Source organism: Maricaulis sp. W15 (assembly GCF_001924955.1).
GTDB lineage: Bacteria > Pseudomonadota > Alphaproteobacteria > Caulobacterales > Maricaulaceae > Maricaulis > Maricaulis maris.
In genome coordinates this window covers 69,883-87,239 of the sequence record NZ_LQXG01000021.1, presented here as the reverse complement: position 1 = coordinate 87,239, position 17,357 = coordinate 69,883, and the positions used below count along the sequence as shown (strand labels likewise).

19 protein-coding genes are annotated in these 17,357 nt (G+C 63.6%); 15 read left to right on the top strand and 4 right to left on the bottom strand.

All coding sequences use genetic code 11. The features are described from left to right. Positions 1-153 precede the first annotated feature (153 nt). Positions 154-693, top strand: coding sequence for a translation initiation factor IF-3 (gene infC / locus AWH62_RS15470; RefSeq protein WP_075191395.1), 540 nt, complete (start codon positions 154-156; stop codon positions 691-693). A 63-nt stretch (positions 694-756) separates the two neighbouring features. On the opposite strand, the gene AWH62_RS15465 is transcribed toward infC, so the two are convergent. Further along, positions 757-2,130 (bottom strand): MFS transporter, encoded by a 1,374-nt coding sequence (locus AWH62_RS15465; protein ID WP_233128351.1) that lies wholly within the window; start codon positions 2,128-2,130, stop codon positions 757-759. 144 nt (positions 2,131-2,274) lie between these two features. Between AWH62_RS15465 and AWH62_RS15460 the strand changes: the two genes are divergently transcribed. From AWH62_RS15460 to AWH62_RS15405, 12 genes are all read left to right on the top strand, one after another. Beyond that, complete coding sequence (locus AWH62_RS15460; protein ID WP_075191478.1) at positions 2,275-2,751, top strand: hypothetical protein; 477 nt, start codon at positions 2,275-2,277, stop codon at positions 2,749-2,751. 25 nt (positions 2,752-2,776) lie between these two features. Beyond that, the gene (locus AWH62_RS17050; protein ID WP_075191394.1) at positions 2,777-4,540 is read left to right on the top strand and encodes a hypothetical protein; all 1,764 of its coding nucleotides are present in this window, start codon (positions 2,777-2,779) and stop codon (positions 4,538-4,540) included. 148 nt (positions 4,541-4,688) lie between these two features. After that, complete coding sequence (locus AWH62_RS17045; protein ID WP_075191393.1) at positions 4,689-5,141, top strand: MerC domain-containing protein; 453 nt, start codon at positions 4,689-4,691, stop codon at positions 5,139-5,141. A gap of 188 nt (positions 5,142-5,329) precedes the next feature. After that, complete coding sequence (gene rpmI, locus AWH62_RS15445) at positions 5,330-5,530, top strand: 50S ribosomal protein L35 (RefSeq protein WP_075191477.1); 201 nt, start codon at positions 5,330-5,332, stop codon at positions 5,528-5,530. A gap of 30 nt (positions 5,531-5,560) precedes the next feature. Further along, positions 5,561-5,917, top strand: a complete 357-nt coding sequence (gene rplT / locus AWH62_RS15440; protein WP_075191392.1) for a 50S ribosomal protein L20 — start codon at positions 5,561-5,563, stop codon at positions 5,915-5,917. Positions 5,918-6,196: 279 nt separating this feature from the next. Further along, a complete protein-coding gene (pheS, locus tag AWH62_RS15435; protein WP_075191391.1) occupies positions 6,197-7,279 on the top strand; it encodes a phenylalanine--tRNA ligase subunit alpha in 1,083 nt (360 codons plus the stop codon). A gap of 7 nt (positions 7,280-7,286) precedes the next feature. Beyond that, on the top strand, positions 7,287-7,919 hold the full coding sequence (locus AWH62_RS15430) for a hypothetical protein (protein WP_075191390.1): 633 nt from the start codon (positions 7,287-7,289) through the stop codon (positions 7,917-7,919). Next, the gene (locus tag AWH62_RS15425) at positions 7,916-8,497 is read left to right on the top strand and encodes a hypothetical protein (protein WP_075191389.1); all 582 of its coding nucleotides are present in this window, start codon (positions 7,916-7,918) and stop codon (positions 8,495-8,497) included. The genes AWH62_RS15430 and AWH62_RS15425 overlap by 4 nt, the downstream gene beginning before the upstream one ends. A gap of 19 nt (positions 8,498-8,516) precedes the next feature. Beyond that, positions 8,517-10,916, top strand: a complete 2,400-nt coding sequence (pheT, locus tag AWH62_RS15420) for a phenylalanine--tRNA ligase subunit beta (protein ID WP_075191388.1) — start codon at positions 8,517-8,519, stop codon at positions 10,914-10,916. Positions 10,917-10,918: 2 nt separating this feature from the next. After that, positions 10,919-11,533 (top strand): nucleotidyltransferase family protein, encoded by a 615-nt coding sequence (locus AWH62_RS15415; protein WP_075191387.1) that lies wholly within the window; start codon positions 10,919-10,921, stop codon positions 11,531-11,533. A gap of 185 nt (positions 11,534-11,718) precedes the next feature. Next, on the top strand, positions 11,719-13,092 hold the full coding sequence (locus tag AWH62_RS15410; RefSeq protein WP_075191386.1) for a peptidoglycan-binding protein: 1,374 nt from the start codon (positions 11,719-11,721) through the stop codon (positions 13,090-13,092). 24 nt (positions 13,093-13,116) lie between these two features. Then, positions 13,117-13,740, top strand: a complete 624-nt coding sequence (locus tag AWH62_RS15405; RefSeq protein ID WP_143743098.1) for a hypothetical protein — start codon at positions 13,117-13,119, stop codon at positions 13,738-13,740. Here the strand turns inward: AWH62_RS15405 and AWH62_RS15400 are convergent. Next, entirely contained in the window at positions 13,692-14,384 is a 693-nt protein-coding gene (locus tag AWH62_RS15400; protein WP_075191384.1) for a cation transporter, read from the bottom strand. The genes AWH62_RS15405 and AWH62_RS15400 overlap by 49 nt on opposite strands. Positions 14,385-14,456: 72 nt before the next feature. Between AWH62_RS15400 and AWH62_RS15395 the strand changes: the two genes are divergently transcribed. Continuing rightward, positions 14,457-14,909 (top strand): helix-turn-helix domain-containing protein, encoded by a 453-nt coding sequence (locus AWH62_RS15395; RefSeq protein ID WP_075191383.1) that lies wholly within the window; start codon positions 14,457-14,459, stop codon positions 14,907-14,909. On the opposite strand, the gene AWH62_RS15390 is transcribed toward AWH62_RS15395, so the two are convergent. Continuing rightward, on the bottom strand, positions 14,885-15,403 hold the full coding sequence (locus AWH62_RS15390; RefSeq protein ID WP_075191382.1) for a GNAT family N-acetyltransferase: 519 nt from the start codon (positions 15,401-15,403) through the stop codon (positions 14,885-14,887). The genes AWH62_RS15395 and AWH62_RS15390 overlap by 25 nt on opposite strands. Continuing rightward, positions 15,403-16,005, bottom strand: a complete 603-nt coding sequence (locus AWH62_RS15385) for a DUF1134 domain-containing protein (RefSeq protein ID WP_075191381.1) — start codon at positions 16,003-16,005, stop codon at positions 15,403-15,405. The genes AWH62_RS15390 and AWH62_RS15385 overlap by 1 nt, the downstream gene beginning before the upstream one ends. Before the next feature lie 198 nt (positions 16,006-16,203). On the opposite strand from AWH62_RS15385, the gene AWH62_RS15380 reads away from it, so the two are divergent. Next, positions 16,204-17,352 carry a peptidase family C69 gene (locus tag AWH62_RS15380; protein WP_143743097.1) on the top strand — a complete coding sequence of 383 codons (1,149 nt, stop codon included), beginning with the start codon at positions 16,204-16,206 and terminating at the stop codon, positions 17,350-17,352. Positions 17,353-17,357 lie beyond the last annotated feature (5 nt).

The window sequence follows — 17,357 nt, the reverse complement described above, 5'->3', positions numbered from 1 at the left end:
GCCGCTTTGCAGACTTGCCAATTGTGATCATTTCACCATAGTGCCCGCCTCCCGGCGGACCTGAGGTGCATTTTGCCTGTTTAGGGCTTGATCCAGCGCCCTCCCGGGAGGATTAGTTAGGTTCAGCTTTGGGGCAACAAGGGAGAAGATGCCATAGCCCGTAGACCGCACGCTGCGCAACCGCCCAAGAAAGAGGGCCCGCGCATTAACCGGGATATCCGCGTACCGCGGGTGCTCCTGATCGACGAATCTGGAGAAAAACAAGGCATTATGCCGACTGAAGCCGCTATTGAAGCCGCTGAGGAAGTCGGACTCGACCTCGTTGAAGTGTCGCCCAATGCCGATCCGCCTGTTTGCAAGATCGTCGATTATGGCAAGCTGAAATACCAGGAACAGAAGAAGAAGGCCGAGGCCAAGAAGAAGCAGAAGATCGTCGAGATCAAAGAGATCAAGATGCGTCCGAACATCGATGTGCATGACTATGAGGTCAAGACCAAGGCCATGCACCGCTTCTTCGAGGCCGGCGACAAGGTCAAGGTGACCCTGCGATTCCGGGGCCGGGAAATGGCTCACCAGGATCGCGGCATGGACATCATGAACCGGGTCAAGGAAGACTTCGGCGACGTGGCCAAGGTCGAGTTCGAGCCCAAGCTTGAAGGTCGTCTCATGGTCATGGTGATGGCGCCGCGCTAGCGCGTGCCGCCTTGCGATCAATGAAAACGGCGTCCCATCGGGGGCGCCGTTTTTTGTTGGCGGTCAGCTGGCAGGTTTGGCGGGCTCTTCCTCGACATGTTCCAGCTCATCCGTCCGTGCCAGTTGCGGGAAGAGGCGGAACCAGGCGGCGGCTGTGACCAGCGCCATGCCACCGCCCAGCAGGACGGCGCCGATCGGACCGAGGAAGCGGGCGGCAACCCCGGACTCGAATTCGCCGAGCTCGTTCGAGGCCGAAATGAAGATGAATTCAACCGCCGAAACCCGTCCGCGCATGCCCAGTGGCGTGGCCAGCTGTATGATCGATTGCCGGATGAAGACCGAGATCATGTCGGCCGCCCCGGTCACCGCCAGGGCGATCATGGACAGGATCAGGACGTCAGACAGGGCGAAGCCGATCATGGCGACGCCATAGACGGCGATGGCGCCCAGCATCCAGGCGCCGATGCGCCGGGTCAGCGGTCGGGTCGCCAGCAATAGCGCGATCATGGCGGCACCAATGGCCGGTGCAGTCCGCAAAAGACCCAGCCCCACCGTGTCCGTGTGCAGCACGTCGCGCGCAAAAACCGGGAGGAGCGCGGTCACGCCGCCGAACAGTACCACCACCAGGTCCAGTGAAATCGCGCCGAGCACGACCTTGTTGTCGCGGACATAGCGCAGACCTTCGATCACCATCGACAGGCCGCGCTGGCCTTGCAGTTTTTCGTGGCGCGGCGTCCGGGCGGTGGCGATGAAGCCGGTCGCCAGCAGCAACATGGCCGCGCTGACCAGATAGACCGTGGTCGGGCCGAAAATATAAAGCAGACCGCCGATCGCCGGGCCGCCGATTGCTGCTGCCTGGAAGCCAAGGGAGTTCCAGGCGATGGCCTGGCGCATATCGGCGCGTGGCACGATCCGCGCCATCAGGGCGCTGGACGCGGCCGGTGAGAAGGCATGGGTGACGCCAAGGAAGGTGGCGGCGCCAAATACGATCACCAGCGTTATCGGTCCGGTAAAGAAGGGGCTTATCGCCAGCGCGATGGCGCAGGCCACCCGGATGAGATTGGTGGTTACGAGGATGAGTTTGCGGTCGAGCCGATCTGCCGCCTGTCCGCCGAGCAGGGACAGGAAAAAGACCGGCGCGAACATGGCCAGGCCGACGAATCCCAGCAGCAAGGCCGATTCCTCGACCGAGCGGGTCTGGCGGGCGACATCATAGACCTGCCAGCCGATCGCGACGGCCTGCATCTGTCGTGCGGCCGACAGCAATTGTCGCATGATCCAGTAGTGACGATAGGCCTGGTTGGCGAAGATCGAGAGCGAGGGTGTCAGCACGAGGCAAATCCGATCATTGCCTTGCGGCATGGCGTGATCGCCGATTAACCCGGTTTTGCGGGAAATTTCAACAGGCTGGAAGATCGGGCCCGAACTGTGCCGCATTACCGCCGCGTGTGTGCCGAAATGGCGACTCACCCGTTCAGATGATGTTCAGCGCCGGGGATTTCTGATGAAATCAATGAGAAAGCATGATCAATTGATACGCAATCGGATCTGCGTCGTGACGTCCACCGGACAGGAGACATGATGAACGGCCCCTGGATTTTCGCCCTTTTGCCAGCTCTGGCGCTGACCGCATCGGTTGGCCCGGGTATGGCGCTGGCCGTTGCGGACGGTCCGGGCGAGGGGGTTTATCTGTCGGCCGGGTTCACACCGGACCCGCAGTCTGTCGAGCTGGCCTTCGAGGCCCGCCTCGATGCGACGGCGGAGATATCGCCGGATTGCCACGGTTATATCAGCGGCAGCATGCCGGATGTCGCGGTCTATTATAACGCCGGATCCTTCCCGCTCATCCTGTCGGCCAGTTCGCACGAGGACATGACACTGGTCGTCAATGCGCCTGATGGTGCTTGGTATTGCGATGATGACAGCGGCAGCGGACTCAACCCGTCGATCCGTTTCGGCGAGCCGCAATCCGGCAATTACGACATTTGGGTCGGACGCCTGCTCGGTCCCGGCTCGGCGACAGCACGCCTGTCGATTTCGGAACTTTACAGCGAGTGACACTTCAATCCTGGGGGAGAGAGACATGAAGTTGAAACTGATGACCGGAGCCGCGATGGCGGCCATGCTTGCGATCGCACCTGCCCACGCGATCCAGGACCCGAACGCCGCGCCGGCTTACGGCTCGAGTGATGTGAATGCCGGCTTCGTGCCGGACCCGCTCTCGGTCGGGCTGCGTGCCGGTGGCGCGATGCCGGCCAGCGAAGCCTCGGAATGGTGCCCGGGCTTTGTCAGCTACCAGCCATCCTACAATCTCAACTACGATGCCGGCAGTTTCGACCTGTATCTGTCTGCCGCATCGGATGTGGATACGGTCCTGCTGGTCAATGCGCCGGATGGTAGCTGGCATTGTGATGATGACGGTGCCGGCAGCGGTCTCAATGCGGGCATGCTGTTCGAAGCGCCGCAGAGTGGTGTCTACAATATCTGGGTTGGCACTTTTGGCTCGGGTGGCGGCTATGAGCCGGCCATGCTGCATATCTCCGAACTTGGCTTTGAGGACGATAATCCCTACTCGCAGGCACCGTCGGCCGACCTGCCGCCGGAGTATGGCACGCTGAGCCTGTCGGAAGGTTTTGCCAATGATCCGCGCACGCTGAATGTTGAAGCGGGCGGCCCGGTCGAGCTGGACCGCTTCGCCGACGGCATGTGCTGGGGGCAGGCTGATCAGGCGCCGGACCTCTGGGTCGACTATGCCGGCAGCGACACCTTTGACCTCTATGTTTCGATGCAGTCGGACTCCGACACCACGCTGGCGGTACAAGCGCCTGACGGGGCTTGGCATTGTGATGATGACAGCGCGGAGAACCTGAACCCGGGTGTCCAGATCCGCGACCCGCTGCCCGGCCGCTACGCCGTCTGGACGGCCCGCTACTCGTCCAACCAGCGCGTGCCGGCGACGGTTTATGTGTCCGAACTCGGCTTTCTCGGCATGGTCGATGAGCCAGCCGTGCTCGACTATTCGCTGCCGTCGCAGTCCGGATCGGTTTCGCTTGATGCCGGATTTGTCCCGGATCCGTATAATGTCGATGTCATGGCTGGCGGCGATACCGATGTCTACGAGGCTGTCGGCGAGTCTTGCCGTGGCTGGGCCGACAGCGCTCCGGACTTCGACCTGAACTACCAGGCCGGCGATTTCGATCTCTACCTTTCGGCGACGTCGGACAGTGACGCGACGTTGATCGTCAATGCGCCCGATGGCAGCTGGCATTGTGACGATGACAGTGCCGGTGAGCTCAATCCGGGTCTCGTGTTCGATGAGCCGATGTCCGGTCGCTACGACATCTGGGTCGGAACCTATGGCGAATATGATGCCGGTCCCGCGACCCTGCACATTTCCGAACTCGGTTTTGGCGGTGGCTTCCTGCCCGAGACCCCGCTCGATTATTCGCTGCCGGCCAATTATGCCGATGTCGAACTGTCCGGCGGTTTCGTGCCCGACCCATATCTGGTCGAACTGATGGCTGGCGGTGATGTTGAAGCCGAGTCGGCGGCGGACCGTTCCTGCCGGGGTTTCGTGACCCTGGCCCCGGATGTCGAGCTGACCTTCGAGCCGGGTGGCCTGGATCTCTACATTTCGGCCGTCTCCGACCGCGACACCACGCTGGTGATCAACGGGCCGGACGGCGAGTGGTATTGCAATGATGACGGCGCCGGAAATTTCAATCCGGGTGTCCGCTTCATCGAGCCGCAAGCCGGTGTCTACGACATCTGGGTCGGCACCTACTCGTCGGGTCCGGCGGCTGACGCCGTGTTGGCGATTTCCGAACTCGGTTTCCACGAAGACTAAAGCCGCGCAGCGCGCGGGGATCGGAAGGGCGGCCCCAAAGGGGTCGCCCTTTCTCGTGGTGCCGGGAAAATTTCTGGTGGCGCAGTTAGACGGTTTGCAAAGTCTGGATGTTATACTATATCATCGACACATTGCAGCCGGATCGACCATGCCCCTTCATCGTCATATCTCCACCAATCAGGGCAAGTTCGACGCCACCGGCGTCGGCCTCTCGGTCCTTTGTATCGCACACTGCCTGCTGCTGCCCGCCGCCGCCGCCGCGACACCGATGCTGGTGCCGGAAGCAGGCGCCCTGTTCGGCCTCAGCCATGATTGGCACTTGGCGCTGTTGGCGCTGGCCGCGCCGGTCTCGCTGATCGGGCTGGGCTGGAGCGTCAGGACAACACGGGCCGGCTGGCCGATTTTCCTGGTGGGCCTGGTCGGGCTTGCGGTCATGGCAACGGGGGCCTCGCACCTGTTCTCGCCATTGGCCGAAACCGCCCTGACCCTGACCGGGGTGACCATCCTCGCCGGCGCCCATTTCGCGAATTGGCGCTCCCGGGCGAAAGCCGGCCATGTGCATGAGCGCGATTGCGGCCTGTGTGACGACCACGCCGTGTGACGCCACGCGGTTTGACGACCGACAGTCCTGACGCCGCAGCGCTCGCCGACTCGCATCACCGCTTGCAATCAGGCGGATTGTGCGTATAAACCCCCGCTTCCAACACCAGCCAACCGGGCCAAATCGACATGCCCGCTGGCTGAACCATCCATCGGATGCGCGCGCCGCGTCCTGCAAAGGAGATGAAAATGTCGAAGATGAAGACGAAGAGCGGCGCGAAAAAGCGCTTCAAGCTCACCGCCACGGGTAAAATCAAGGCGGGCCAGACCGGCAAGCGCCACGGGATGATCAAGCGGACGCCCAAGCAGATCCGCAACAAGCGCGGCCAGGTGACCCTGTCACCCCAGGACGCCAAGATCGTCAAGAAATACATCCCGAACGGCCTTTAAGCCGCTGGCACCGAGTAGGAGCACTTAGATATGTCTCGAGTTACATCCGGACCGGCGACCGCTAAACGCCACAAGTCAGTCATCAAGAAAGCCAAGGGCTATTACGGCCGCCGCAAGAATACGTTCCGCGTTGCCGTCCAGGCCGTGGAAAAGGCCGGCCAGTACGCCTATCGCGACCGTCGCGCCAAGAAGCGCAATTTCCGCTCATTGTGGATCCAGCGCATCAATGCCGGCGCTCGCCAGTATGACATGAATTATTCGGTCTTCATGAACGGCCTGACCAAGGCCGGCATCGAAGTCGACCGCAAGGTCCTCGCCGACATCGCCATGCACGAGCCGGATGCCTTCAAGGCCCTGGTCGACCAGGCGCGCGCGGCTCTGGGCTAAGCCCCCGGAACATCGAATGTCGAAAAGGCCCGCCAGCGCATCGTTGGCGGGCCCTTTTTGTTTGCGGCAGAAACTCCCTCACCCGACCCTTCGGGCCACCCTCTCCCGCGAGGGGAGAGGGCGTTCTTGTTAGCGGCGCACTCACACGCCTTCTCCCCTCGTGGGAGAAGGTCCCCGAAGGGGGGATGAGGGGGCATTCTTGCTTCCAGCCGCGCCCGGCAGTCGACACACAAAACCCCAGCCGCTAAATCCAATCCCGACCGTATGGGACGACACGACATGACCGACACTTCCAATCTCGACACGCTTGAGGCCGGGGTCCGCAGCCAGATTGATGGCGCGACCGATGAGGCCGGGCTGGACGCGGTGCGCGTTGCGGCGCTCGGCAAGAAGGGTTCGGTGTCGCTGATGATGCGCGAGCTGGGCAAGATGAGCCCGGAAGAGCGTCAGGTGATGGGCCCGGCGCTCAATGGTCTCAAGACCCGGCTCAATGACGCCATCGAGGCGCGCAAGGCGGATCTGGAAGCGGCGGCCCTGAATGCGGCGCTGGCGTCGGAGACGGTTGATGTCACCCTGCCGGTGCGGCCCGAGCCGCAAGGCTCGCTGCATCCGATCACCCAGGTGATGGAAGAGCTGGCGGTGATCTTCGCCGATATGGGGTTTGCCGTCGCTGAAGGGCCGGATGTGGAAACCGACTTCCACAATTTCACCGCCCTGAACTTCCCCGAAGGTCATCCGGCCCGCGACACCCAGGACACCTTCTTCATGAAGCCGGACGCGGACGGCCTGCGCAAGGTTCTACGTACGCACACCTCACCGGTGCAGATCCGCACCATGCTGGAAGGCAAGACGCCGATCCGCATCATCGCGCCGGGTCGGGTCTATCGTTGTGACTGGGACCAGACCCACACGCCCATGTTCCATCAGGTCGAGGGCCTGGTGATCGACAAGGAAACCCATATGGGTCACCTCAAGGGCACGCTGATGGATTTCATCGCCGCCTTCTTCGAGACCGACCAGGTGGAAGCGCAATTCCGCCCGCACCACTTCCCCTTCACCGAGCCGTCGGCGGAGATGGATGTGCGCTATGAGCGGGTCGGTGATGCCGTGAAGGTCGGCTCCGGCGACAAATGGATGGAAATCCTCGGCTGCGGCATGGTCCACCCGAATGTGATCCGTAATTGCGGCCTCGACCCGGACGAATATCAGGGCTTCGCCTTCGGCATGGGTGTCGACCGTCTCGCCATGCTGAAATACGGCGCCCCGGACCTGCGCGACTTCTTCAATTCCGACGTTCGCTGGATGGCGCATTACGGGTTCAGCCCGCTGCTGCAGGCCAATCTGGCGACGGGTTTGAGCTGAACCGATCATGTGGCGCTGGCTCACAAATAACCACCAGACGCTGACAGGCGTTGGCGCGATGCTTGTGGGTATCGCAGCGCTGTTCGTCGCCTGGGATCAGGGCCGGGTTATGCGGGCGCAGCAGCATGGGGCGGTGGTGCCGGTGCTGCAGCTTGACGGCTTTGTGAGCTCCACCCCCGACCTGCGCAGTGTTGGTCTGCGTGTCGTCAATAATGGCGTCGGTCCGGCGATGATCGAAAGTGTCAGCCTGAGACGTCGTGGTGTGGTGTCCGATAACTTCGACGCGCTGATTGCGCTCTTGCCGATTGGGTTCGATCGATCCTGGTCGAGCGTAAATGGCCGGGCGTTGGCGCCGGGCGGCGAAGTCGAACCGGTCATGTTCATGTGGGAGCGTGGTTCGCTCAGCGAGGATGAGCTGGGTGCGCTTCTCGCAGAATGGCAACACTGGTCTGTCGAGGCCTGTTACTGCTCAGTCTTCAATCGATGCTGGACCTCCTCGTCCGGCAATGCGGGTCGGTCCCCTGTGCGCAGCTGTCCTGCGGTCGATGTTGATCCGTTTGAGCGCATCGGTGTGACCGGCGGACCGAACGGCGGGCAGGCTTCACGCATCGCCACCGGGGCGGAGGTGCCAGTCCCATGAAATCGATCATCGCCTGGCTCAAATCCAATCACACCGCCATCACCTCGCTGGCAGCGATCCTGATTTCGGCCATTGCGCTGTTCGTGGCCTGGGACCAGTCGCGGGTGATGCGGGCGCAGCAGCATGCCGATGTCTGGCCGGCGGTGCAGGTTGAGACCCAGATGTCGACCGAGGATGGCCAGCACATCTTTCTCGTCGGCATGACCAATGACGGCATTGGTCCGGCCCTGATAAACCGGATCGACGCGGTCTTTGCCGGTCAGCCACTGCGCCACTGGGAAGAGATGGGGACGCGTCGGCCGGAAGGTCTGCCACGCCCTGACATGTGGACCGGCGGCAGCCAGGGCGCGATCCTCGCGCCGGGTGAAACCGTCATCTTGGCGCAGATCACCTGGCCAGTGAGCGAGGAGCGCTGGCCGCTCATAGGTGAGTATCAGGCCGACTTCTTCGCTGTCACGGTCGAGGCCTGTTACTGCTCCGTCTATGGGCGGTGCTGGACGGCCCTTCGTGATGGCCGGACCAATCATCCCGAGCCGATCGACGCCTGTCCCGCGGTCGATCCGGATTCCAACTTGTAAGTGACGGCAGGAGCCGACGATGAAATTCCCGCTTTCCTGGCTGAAATACCACCTCGAGACCGAGGCCACGCTCGACCAGATCGCCGAGGCGATGACCATGGCCGGTCTCGAGATTGAGGATATCGACAATCCGCTGGAGAAGTTCGCGGCCTTCACGGTCTGCCATGTCACCCATGCGGAAAAGCATCCCGACGCCGACAAGCTGAAAGTGTGCACGGTCGAGACCATCGACGGCACCAAGCAGATCGTCTGCGGCGCTCCGAATGCGCGCACCGGCATGTATGCCGTCTATGCGCCGCTGGGGACGTATATTCCCGGTCTCGACTTCGCGCTCGACAAGAAGCCGCGCAAGATCCGTGGCGTCGAGAGCCATGGCATGATGTGCTCGGCCAAGGAACTCGAGCTCGGCGAGGATCATGATGGCATCATCGACCTGCCCGAGCCTTTCGAGGTCGGGACGCCGGCAGTGGTCGCGCTCGGCATGGCCGACCCGGTCATCGATTTCGAGGTGACGCCCAACCGCCCCGACTGGCTCGGCGTGCGCGGCATTGCCCGTGATCTCGCCGCCACCGGTATCGGCACGCTGAAGACCCATGATATCGACGCCATCCCCGGCAACTTCCCTTGCCCGGTCCAGGTCGAGCTGGACTGGCCGGAAGCCTGCCCGGTCTATGCCGGTCGGGTGATCCGCGGCGTCAAGAATGGCGAGAGCCCGGACTGGCTGAAAAAGGCGATCAAGGCGATCGGCCTGCGTCCGATCAGTTTCCTCGCCGACATCACCAACATGATCTCGGTTGATCGCTGCCGTCCGCTGCATGTCTATGACCTGGCCAAGCTGGAAGGCCCGATCCGGGCTCGTCGCGGTCGCGGCGAGGTGGATCGGTTCGAGGCGCTCGACAACAAGGAACATGTGCCCACCGAGGACCAGTGCGTGATTGCCGACGACGCCCGTTGCCATGGCTTTGGCGGTGTCATGGGCGGTACCTATTCCGGTGTCTCGGCTTCGACGACCGATGTCTTCGTTGAAAGCGCCTGGTTCGAGCCGCTGCAGGTTCGCGCCACGGCCAAGGCGACGGGGATCGATAGCGATGCCAAATACCGCTTCGAGCGCGGTGTGGATCCCGCCTCGCCACAGGCTGGCATCGAGCAGGCGACCGAGCTGGTGCTGAAATACTGTGGCGGCGAAGCCTCCGAGGTGATTGTCGCCGGTGAAACGCCGGCAGCACCGGCCGACATTGAATTCCCGATCGCGGAGGTCAAGCGCCTGACCGGGCTCGACCTGTCGCGCGCCGAGATCATCCGCATCCTGGAAACCCTGGGCTTTGCCCCGGCAGGTGAGGGCGATGTCCTGACTGTCGGCGTTCCGAGCTGGCGCATGGATTGTACCCAGAAGGCTGATCTCGTTGAAGAAGTCGCCCGCATCCACGGCTTCGACAAGCTCGACGCCGTCTCCCTGCCGCGCCCGCCGGTACGCCGCGAGGCGCCGGCCACGGTGATGCAGCTGCGCGCCCGTCATGCCCGTCGCGCGCTTGCCGGCCGGGGCTATAGCGAATCCGTGACCTGGTCCTTCTGCAACACCGAACAGGCCAAGCTGTTTGGCGGTCATGGTGAGGGGCTGGAACTGGAGAACCCGATTTCGTCGGAACTGGACGTGATGCGTCCGACGGCACTGATCCACCTGCTCACCGCGCTGCAGGCCAATGCGGACCGGGGCCAGGACGATGCGCGCCTGTTCGAGGTCGGACCGATCTATCTCGACGACAGCGACAAGGGCCAGAAACTGGTCGCGACCGGCGTGCGTCGCGTCGAGGCTGGTCGACATTGGGCCGGCACGCGCCAGCCCGACATTTTCGACGCCAAGGCCGATGCCCTTGCGGCGCTGGCTGCGGCCGGCGCCCCCGTCGACAATCTTCAGGTCGTCGCCGAGGCGCGTGATTGGTGGCATCCGGGTCGATCCGGTGTGCTGCGCCTGGGTCCCAAGAATGTGATGGCCGAGTTCGGCGAGGTCCATCCTGCCGTGCTCAAGACGCTCGATATTGATGGTCGTGTCCTGGCGTTTGAAATCGTGCTCGACGCGATCCCGCAGCCCAAGAAGGCGTCCGGCCTCAAGGCCCGCACGCCGCTGGAGCGGGCCGACCTGACGCCTGTCACCCGAGATTTTGCCTTCCTGGTCGACAAGTCCGTGGCCGCCGACACGCTGGTCCGCGCCGCCAAGGGCGCCGACAAGCAGATGATTTCCGACGTCTCCATCTTCGACGTCTATGACGGCAAGGGCGTGCCGGAGGGGCAGGTCTCACTGGCCATCGAGGTCACGCTGCAGCCGCGCGACAAGACATTGACCGAAAAAGAGATCGAGGCCATCGGTGCCGGCATCATTGCCAAGGTCGAAAAGGCCACCGGCGCCAGCCTGCGCAGCTGATCATGGTGCCCGCCGCAAGCGACTGGGCGGTACCGCCCGAGGCGGAGCGGGCCGATTATGTGATCGCGGCGGTCATGACCGATCCGTTGGCGCGCGAGGTCTTGGTGCGGGCGCATGGGCTCGGACTGCCGGATTGGGCGTTGATGGCGGGGGCTGTCTACAAGGCCGTGTGGAATGCGTTGACCGGTCGGGCGCCCGGTCACGGGATCAATGATTATGATCTCGCCTATTTCGACGCCAGCGATCTGAGCGCCGAGGCGGAAGCCGCGATTGTGGGACCCGCCGAAGCCCGCTTCGCCGATTTGCCGGTGCCGGTCGAGGTCTGCAATCAGGCCCGCGTCCATATCTGGTTCAATGCGCAATACGGCACGCAGCGCACGCCGCTGCGCGACACGACTGACGCGCTGCGCCATTTTGCCTCCAAGACGCACTCCGTCGCCATTCGGCTTGATCAGCAGGGCCAACCGGAGGTGTTGGCACCGTTCGGACTGGACGCCGTGTTCAGCCGCACAATCCGTCCGATGGCGGGGGTGGCGCATCCGGAAGGCTGGAACCGCAAGGTTGCCGGACAGGCCCGCATCTGGCCGGAACTCGAATTCGTCAAGATTCCCGTCTGACGAGAATTTTGGTCTATATAATTCTATTTATACGAGAAAATGGCGGCGACTCTCGTCCCGGCGGCCGGAATTTTTTTGCGCTATCGCGCGTGAGGCGTATGGCGGAGTTTCGGTACAACCGTTAGGGTGGTTAACAGAAAGCTAATGGCAGCGTCGGGCCCGGCCCGGAGGAGTGTGTTCCCGACATGGAGCGAGTGACCGCCCTGCTGGCCCAGGCTGCCGCAACCATTCTCGTTCTGATCGGGTTGGTCGTGGTGCTCGGTTTTACCCACGCCCGGGCCTATGACGCCGGTTATTGCTCTGGCCAATACTGCGCTGATGACGAGGCCGGTTGGTGGCCCTTCGGCCAGTCGCGGCGCCCCCAGACCCAGTCGGGGAGTGCACCGCCTGGCAGTGTGATCACGCATGGGTCGCCGGGGACCAGCTATCCCGGCAGCGACACGCTCTATCCAGATCCGCCACCCGATGTCCGCGGCACCTCGTCCGGCTCGAACGGGGCGACGACAGGCTCCGGCAGCGGGTTGAGCCTCTCCACTGGCATTGCCGGACCGGGGTCCTCGGTTCAGGGCCGTCCGATTTCCCGCCCACCGGTCTTCACGCGCGACCCGGGCGAACGCATCTGTTCGCCCGATCATTACGGCGTTGATGATGCGGCCATTGCCCGCTGCTGGTTGCGCGTCGGCGATGCCTATCAGGCCGTCGACCGGATCGACGAGGCCCGTGCCGCCTGGGATGAGGCGCTGCTGATTGGCTCCTCTGTTGGCGGTGCGCAAGCCTCCCTGGTGGCGCATCAGCGCCTGCAGGCCGCTGTGCTGGAACGCTCCTGCCCCGCCACACCGCAGAGCCTGGCCCGTATCGCCTATGGTTTCGACCAGACCGAAGATGATGGCGACATCATCGAGCTCGTCCTGCGCCAGCGCGCACTCGCGGCGCTCGGCTATTACAATGGCGAGATCGACGGCAGTTATGGGCCGATGACGCGTCGATCGGTGCGGGACTTCCAGGGTGATCTCGGTTTCGATCTGACCGGCGTCCTGACCCCGGCGGAAACCGTGACACTGGTCTGCCATGCCGCCCTCACGGCGCGTGATGCTCATGCCCAGAACCTGCTCGGCATCATGTTTGCGACCGGGCTCGGCCTGGAACAGAATATCGACACCTCGCTGGAATGGCTGGAGACCGCAGCCGAGCGCGGCCATGCCGGCGCCAATTTCAATCTCGCGGTGATTTATGGCACCGGCACTGTCCAGGGCAGTTATCGCCTGTGCGGCATTGTCGAAAGCCCTGAACGGGCAGACAGCTATCTGCGCCGCGCGGCCGATCTTGGTCATGACCGGGCGCGACGCCTGCGCAGCGTGGTCGGCGTGTCCGGAGAACCGGCGGTGCGCTGGTCGCGGATCTCCGAAGCGCTGATCAATGACGCCGTCGCCAATGATGACCGTTTCTATCTCGCCTGGCAGCGCCGTGTTGACGAGATGCGCCGCGCCAACGGCAGTGAACTGCAACAGCCCGGCTGCTACCAGGCAGCGATGGACGGAGGCCAACCCGCCGCCGAATAGGTGGACGGATTTGGGAGGATGATGATGACCAAGACCCCGATGAAGACGCTGATGGTGATGCTGGTCTCGGCGACCGCGCTCGGCGCCTGTTCAGGCCATGGCCGGGCCAACCTTCCGCCCGCTGGCCCGACCCAGCCCCCGGTCGTTCACCATCGCCCGCCGGTAATGGTCGACACGGTCGGCCCGGCGATCGCGATGTGCTTGGTCGACACGCTCGCGGAACAACGCTTGGCCATGCTGGAAGAGGTCCACGCCTATCGCGAGGAGATCCGGGCCGATGCCCACACCAGCGCCAATGTCGCCGACAGCCGGACGCAGGAAATCATCGCCGCCTTCGAGACCGATCTCGACGCTTCCTACCGTTTCGCGACCTCATCCTGCCGCACCTATAACCGTTGCCTGGAAGAGAACCGTTTCGATGAGGCCGCCTGTCAGGACACGGCAGCGCTCTGGCATGATGGCCAGGATCGCTTCCACGACCTGTCGGAAAGCCTGGCCGCGGTTCGCGAGCGCATTGCCTCAGGTTGCTCCGATTGCGCCCCGCCGCGTACACATGGGCGTGACGGTCGTCACCATCGCGACCACGCACCGCGCCGCCGTCATTCGGACGAGACGATCGGGTCTGTTTTCTCGACCGACGGACATTGATTTCCGCAGCCGGCCTCCCCGTGTTGATGGGCGTCACGGCCGGCACGCTCGGCGATGGCTTGGCGCATGATCTGGATGGCCGAGCTGGTAAACAGGCCGGCCATGATCGCGGCCACGGCAAGGTCGGGCCAGGGCGTGGCCGTCCAGGCCACGAGGCCGGCTGAGGCGAGAACGGCGAGATTGCCGATCGCGTCATTGCGCGAGCACAGCCAGACCGAGCGGACATTGGCGTCGCCATCGCGCCAGCGCATCAGGATCAGCACGCTGGCGAGGTTGGCAATCAGTGCCAGCACGGCGATCGATCCCATCAAGCCGGCTTCGGGCTGCACCGTGAACACGGTCCGCCAGATGGCCAGGCCGAGAATGGAGACGCCGATCAGCAGCAGGCTGGCCGCCTTGATCAGCGCCGCATTGGCCCGCCACGCGGCGGGTTTCCCGATCACATAGAGTGACAGGCCATAGGTCGCCGCATCGGCGGCGAAATCGAGGGCGTCGGCCTTGAGTGCCTGCGATTGGGCGGCCGCGCCGGCCAGCATCTCAACCACGAACATGATCGCATTGATGGCGATCACCGCCCACAGCGCGCGCCGGAAGCCCGGCGAACTGCCATCGAATGCCTCTGCGTGTCCACACCCCGCCGACATGGCTTGTCCTCGTCCTATCTTCTCAACTAGGTTCAACCCTAATCCCTCTAGTGATTGGAGGTTCAAGGGGCGATGTCAGATTTTTCCATAGGCACGCTTTCGCGCAAGACCGGCGTGAAAATTCCCACCATCCGGTACTATGAATCGATTGGCATGCTGGACGAGCCCGGGCGGTCGCCGGGAGGTCAGCGGCGCTATGACGGCGCCCATCTGGAACAATTGCGCTTCATCCGCCATGGCCGCGATCTCGGCTTCGGGCTGGATGATCTGCGGGCCCTGCAGGACCTGTCACGTCAGCCCGAGCGGTCCTGTGAGGCGGCGGACCGGATCGCGCGTCAGCAATTGGCCGATGTCGAGCGGCGGTTGGCCGGTCTGGTCGCCGTCAAGCAGGCGCTGGAGGGCATGATTGCCCAATGCTCACACGGGGTGATGGATGATTGCCGGGTCATTCAGACCCTGTCCGATCACGGCCTGTGCGATGTCGAGCACTCACCCGATGGTCAGACGCCGAGGAAGGCCGGGTGATAATGCAGGCTGGCGACACCTGACCGCGGCGGTGGACCGTTCAGTGCGCGGACCTGGAAGGCCGCCGCGAACTGCCCGTCCGGATCACCGGCCCAGGACCAGTTCCAACTGGCCGCCGCCGTGAAACCGAAGCGCTGGTAGTAATCCGGTTCACCCAACACGACACACCAGGGCACGCCCAACGTGGTCAGATAACTGATGCCGGCCTCGATCAGCGCCACGCCGATGCCGCGAGCCTGATGCTCCGGGATGACCGCAACCGGGCCAAGGCCGACGCCGTGCCGCTCGCTGCCATCATCGCAGCGCGCCGTGACCGGTGAGAACATGACGCAGCCCACGACTTGGCCGTGATCTTCCGCCACCAGTTCAAGCGTGTCGGCGTCGGCAGCCCGCAAAGCCGTGACGAGGCGCGCTTCGCCCGGACCCGGGAAAGCGGCTTTCAGCAGGGTGTCGACGCCGGTTTCATCATCGGGTGAAAAGGTCCGAATCTGCATCAGAACGGCAGCCAGGCGCGGCGGCGGGAATAGGCGAGGTAGCCGATATTCGCACCCGCCCGCAGGCCGACACCCGAGCGGATCGGGGCCAGGGTAATGTCGTCGGCGCGCTGGTAGTTTACGCCGAGACCGGCAACGAAATAGGCCGTGCCCTCAACACCCGGGAAGCGTTGATAGAGACGATCCACATCGTCGAGATTATAGACCAGCACGAAGACCCGGCTGGCATTGCCGCCGGCGTCAAAACCGATTGACGGGCCGCGCCAATAGACTTTCTGCCGCTCGGAGAGGCCGCGCAGGGTCAGATAACCTTCGCCATAGCGCAGGCCGATGCCCGCAGCGCCGGCGACTTCCTCGCCCGCGATATAGCCGACCGGTCGTCCAAGATCGGAAAACACGCGTTCCAGGGCACTGGCAGCCGCCTCGGCGGTGACGCCGAAAAAGTCGGACACCGCATCGACGATCTCGTCCTGGGAATAGGCGTCAACCGGTTCGGAATACTCGCTCGGCTGGCCGTAATCGGTGGTCTGGCGGTCCTGCGCCATGACCGGCGCGGGTACGCCGAGGGCAAGCGCAGCGATGACAGTCATGAGGGCACGCATGGAAAACTCCACTGGCAATTAGGACCTGTTGCTTCTGACAGGCGAATACGGCGACAGAGCGGCGAAAGGGTTATGGCTTCGTTAACGTCGCCGGACGACCGTGACATGATGAAGCGTCGCGGGTGAAGCAAGGGCAGGCATACGGCATGGCGAAACAGGAACATGGTGTGATGGCCGCGAGGCTGGCGGATGGGTGAGATGCTCGCCATACGCGGCGCCGGTGCGGTCTGGTTTGCCAGCAATTCGGTGCGCCATCCCGGCGAGATCCAGCATGTAGAGCGGCATGAGGCGGTGACCGGTGACAGCACCGAGCGCCTCGCCTGTACCCATATCGGGATCGACCAAGTTGCAGACCGCCAAGCGGTCATCCTGTCCCGCCCGGATGGCGTATGGGGCGCGGAAATGGGCGTCAATGCGGACGGCGTCGTGGTCAGCAACAAGGCTGTGCACTCGCGGCGGGTGATGAAAAAGGGGGCGGCGCTTCTCGGGATGGATCTGGTCCGGCTCGGGTTGGAACGCAGCAGTTCGGCGCATGAGGCCGCCGCGATCATCATCCACCTGCTTGAAACACATGGGCAAGGCGGGCCTGCCGGCTGGCGCGGCCGGGGTCATCGTCATGACAGCAATTTCCTGATCGCCGACGCCGCCGAGATACTGGTTCTGGAGACATGCGGCCGCGAGTGGCGCTTGGACCGGGTCAGAAATCATGCCGCGATCTCGAATGCCTATTCACTGGAAGGCCCGGTGACCATGGCATCAGAGGGTGCACCCACTGACGGTTTTGGTGCCGATGATGAAGCCTGGCTGCGGCGGCATTTCGGGCGGGCAACCGCGCGCCGGGCGGCTGCACTGACCCGGCTCGAGGGGTTGGAAACGCCCGGCTTTCAGGGGCTTGCTGCAATTCTGCGGCATCATGATCGCGGTGATGGTTTCACCCCGGGGTCCAAGCGGGATCTTTGTCAGCATCATGGTGGGTTTCTTCGTCAGGATCATGCTGTCAACGCGATGCTTGCTCGCCTTGCGCCCGATGCGCCACCGGCGATCGCGATCACCGGAACCAAGACGCCATGCATCTCGCTCTTCCGGCCGATCACTTTCGACGCGTCCGCCAGTCCGCTCGACCCCGCCCTGTGGGCCCAGGGCGCGGCGCGGCACGACGCTCTGGCGCGTGATCCGGCGGCCCGCGAGCAAATGCGCAACCGGATCGCCGCCGCCGAGGCTCATATCCTGACCGCCCTCGAAGCCGGCCGGGCCGATATTGCCGACACCTTGGTCGCGGCTTGGGACGAGCATGATCTTGCGGTCGGGGGGCGCGAGCCCGATGCGCCAACTGTTGCTGCCGACTGATGGGC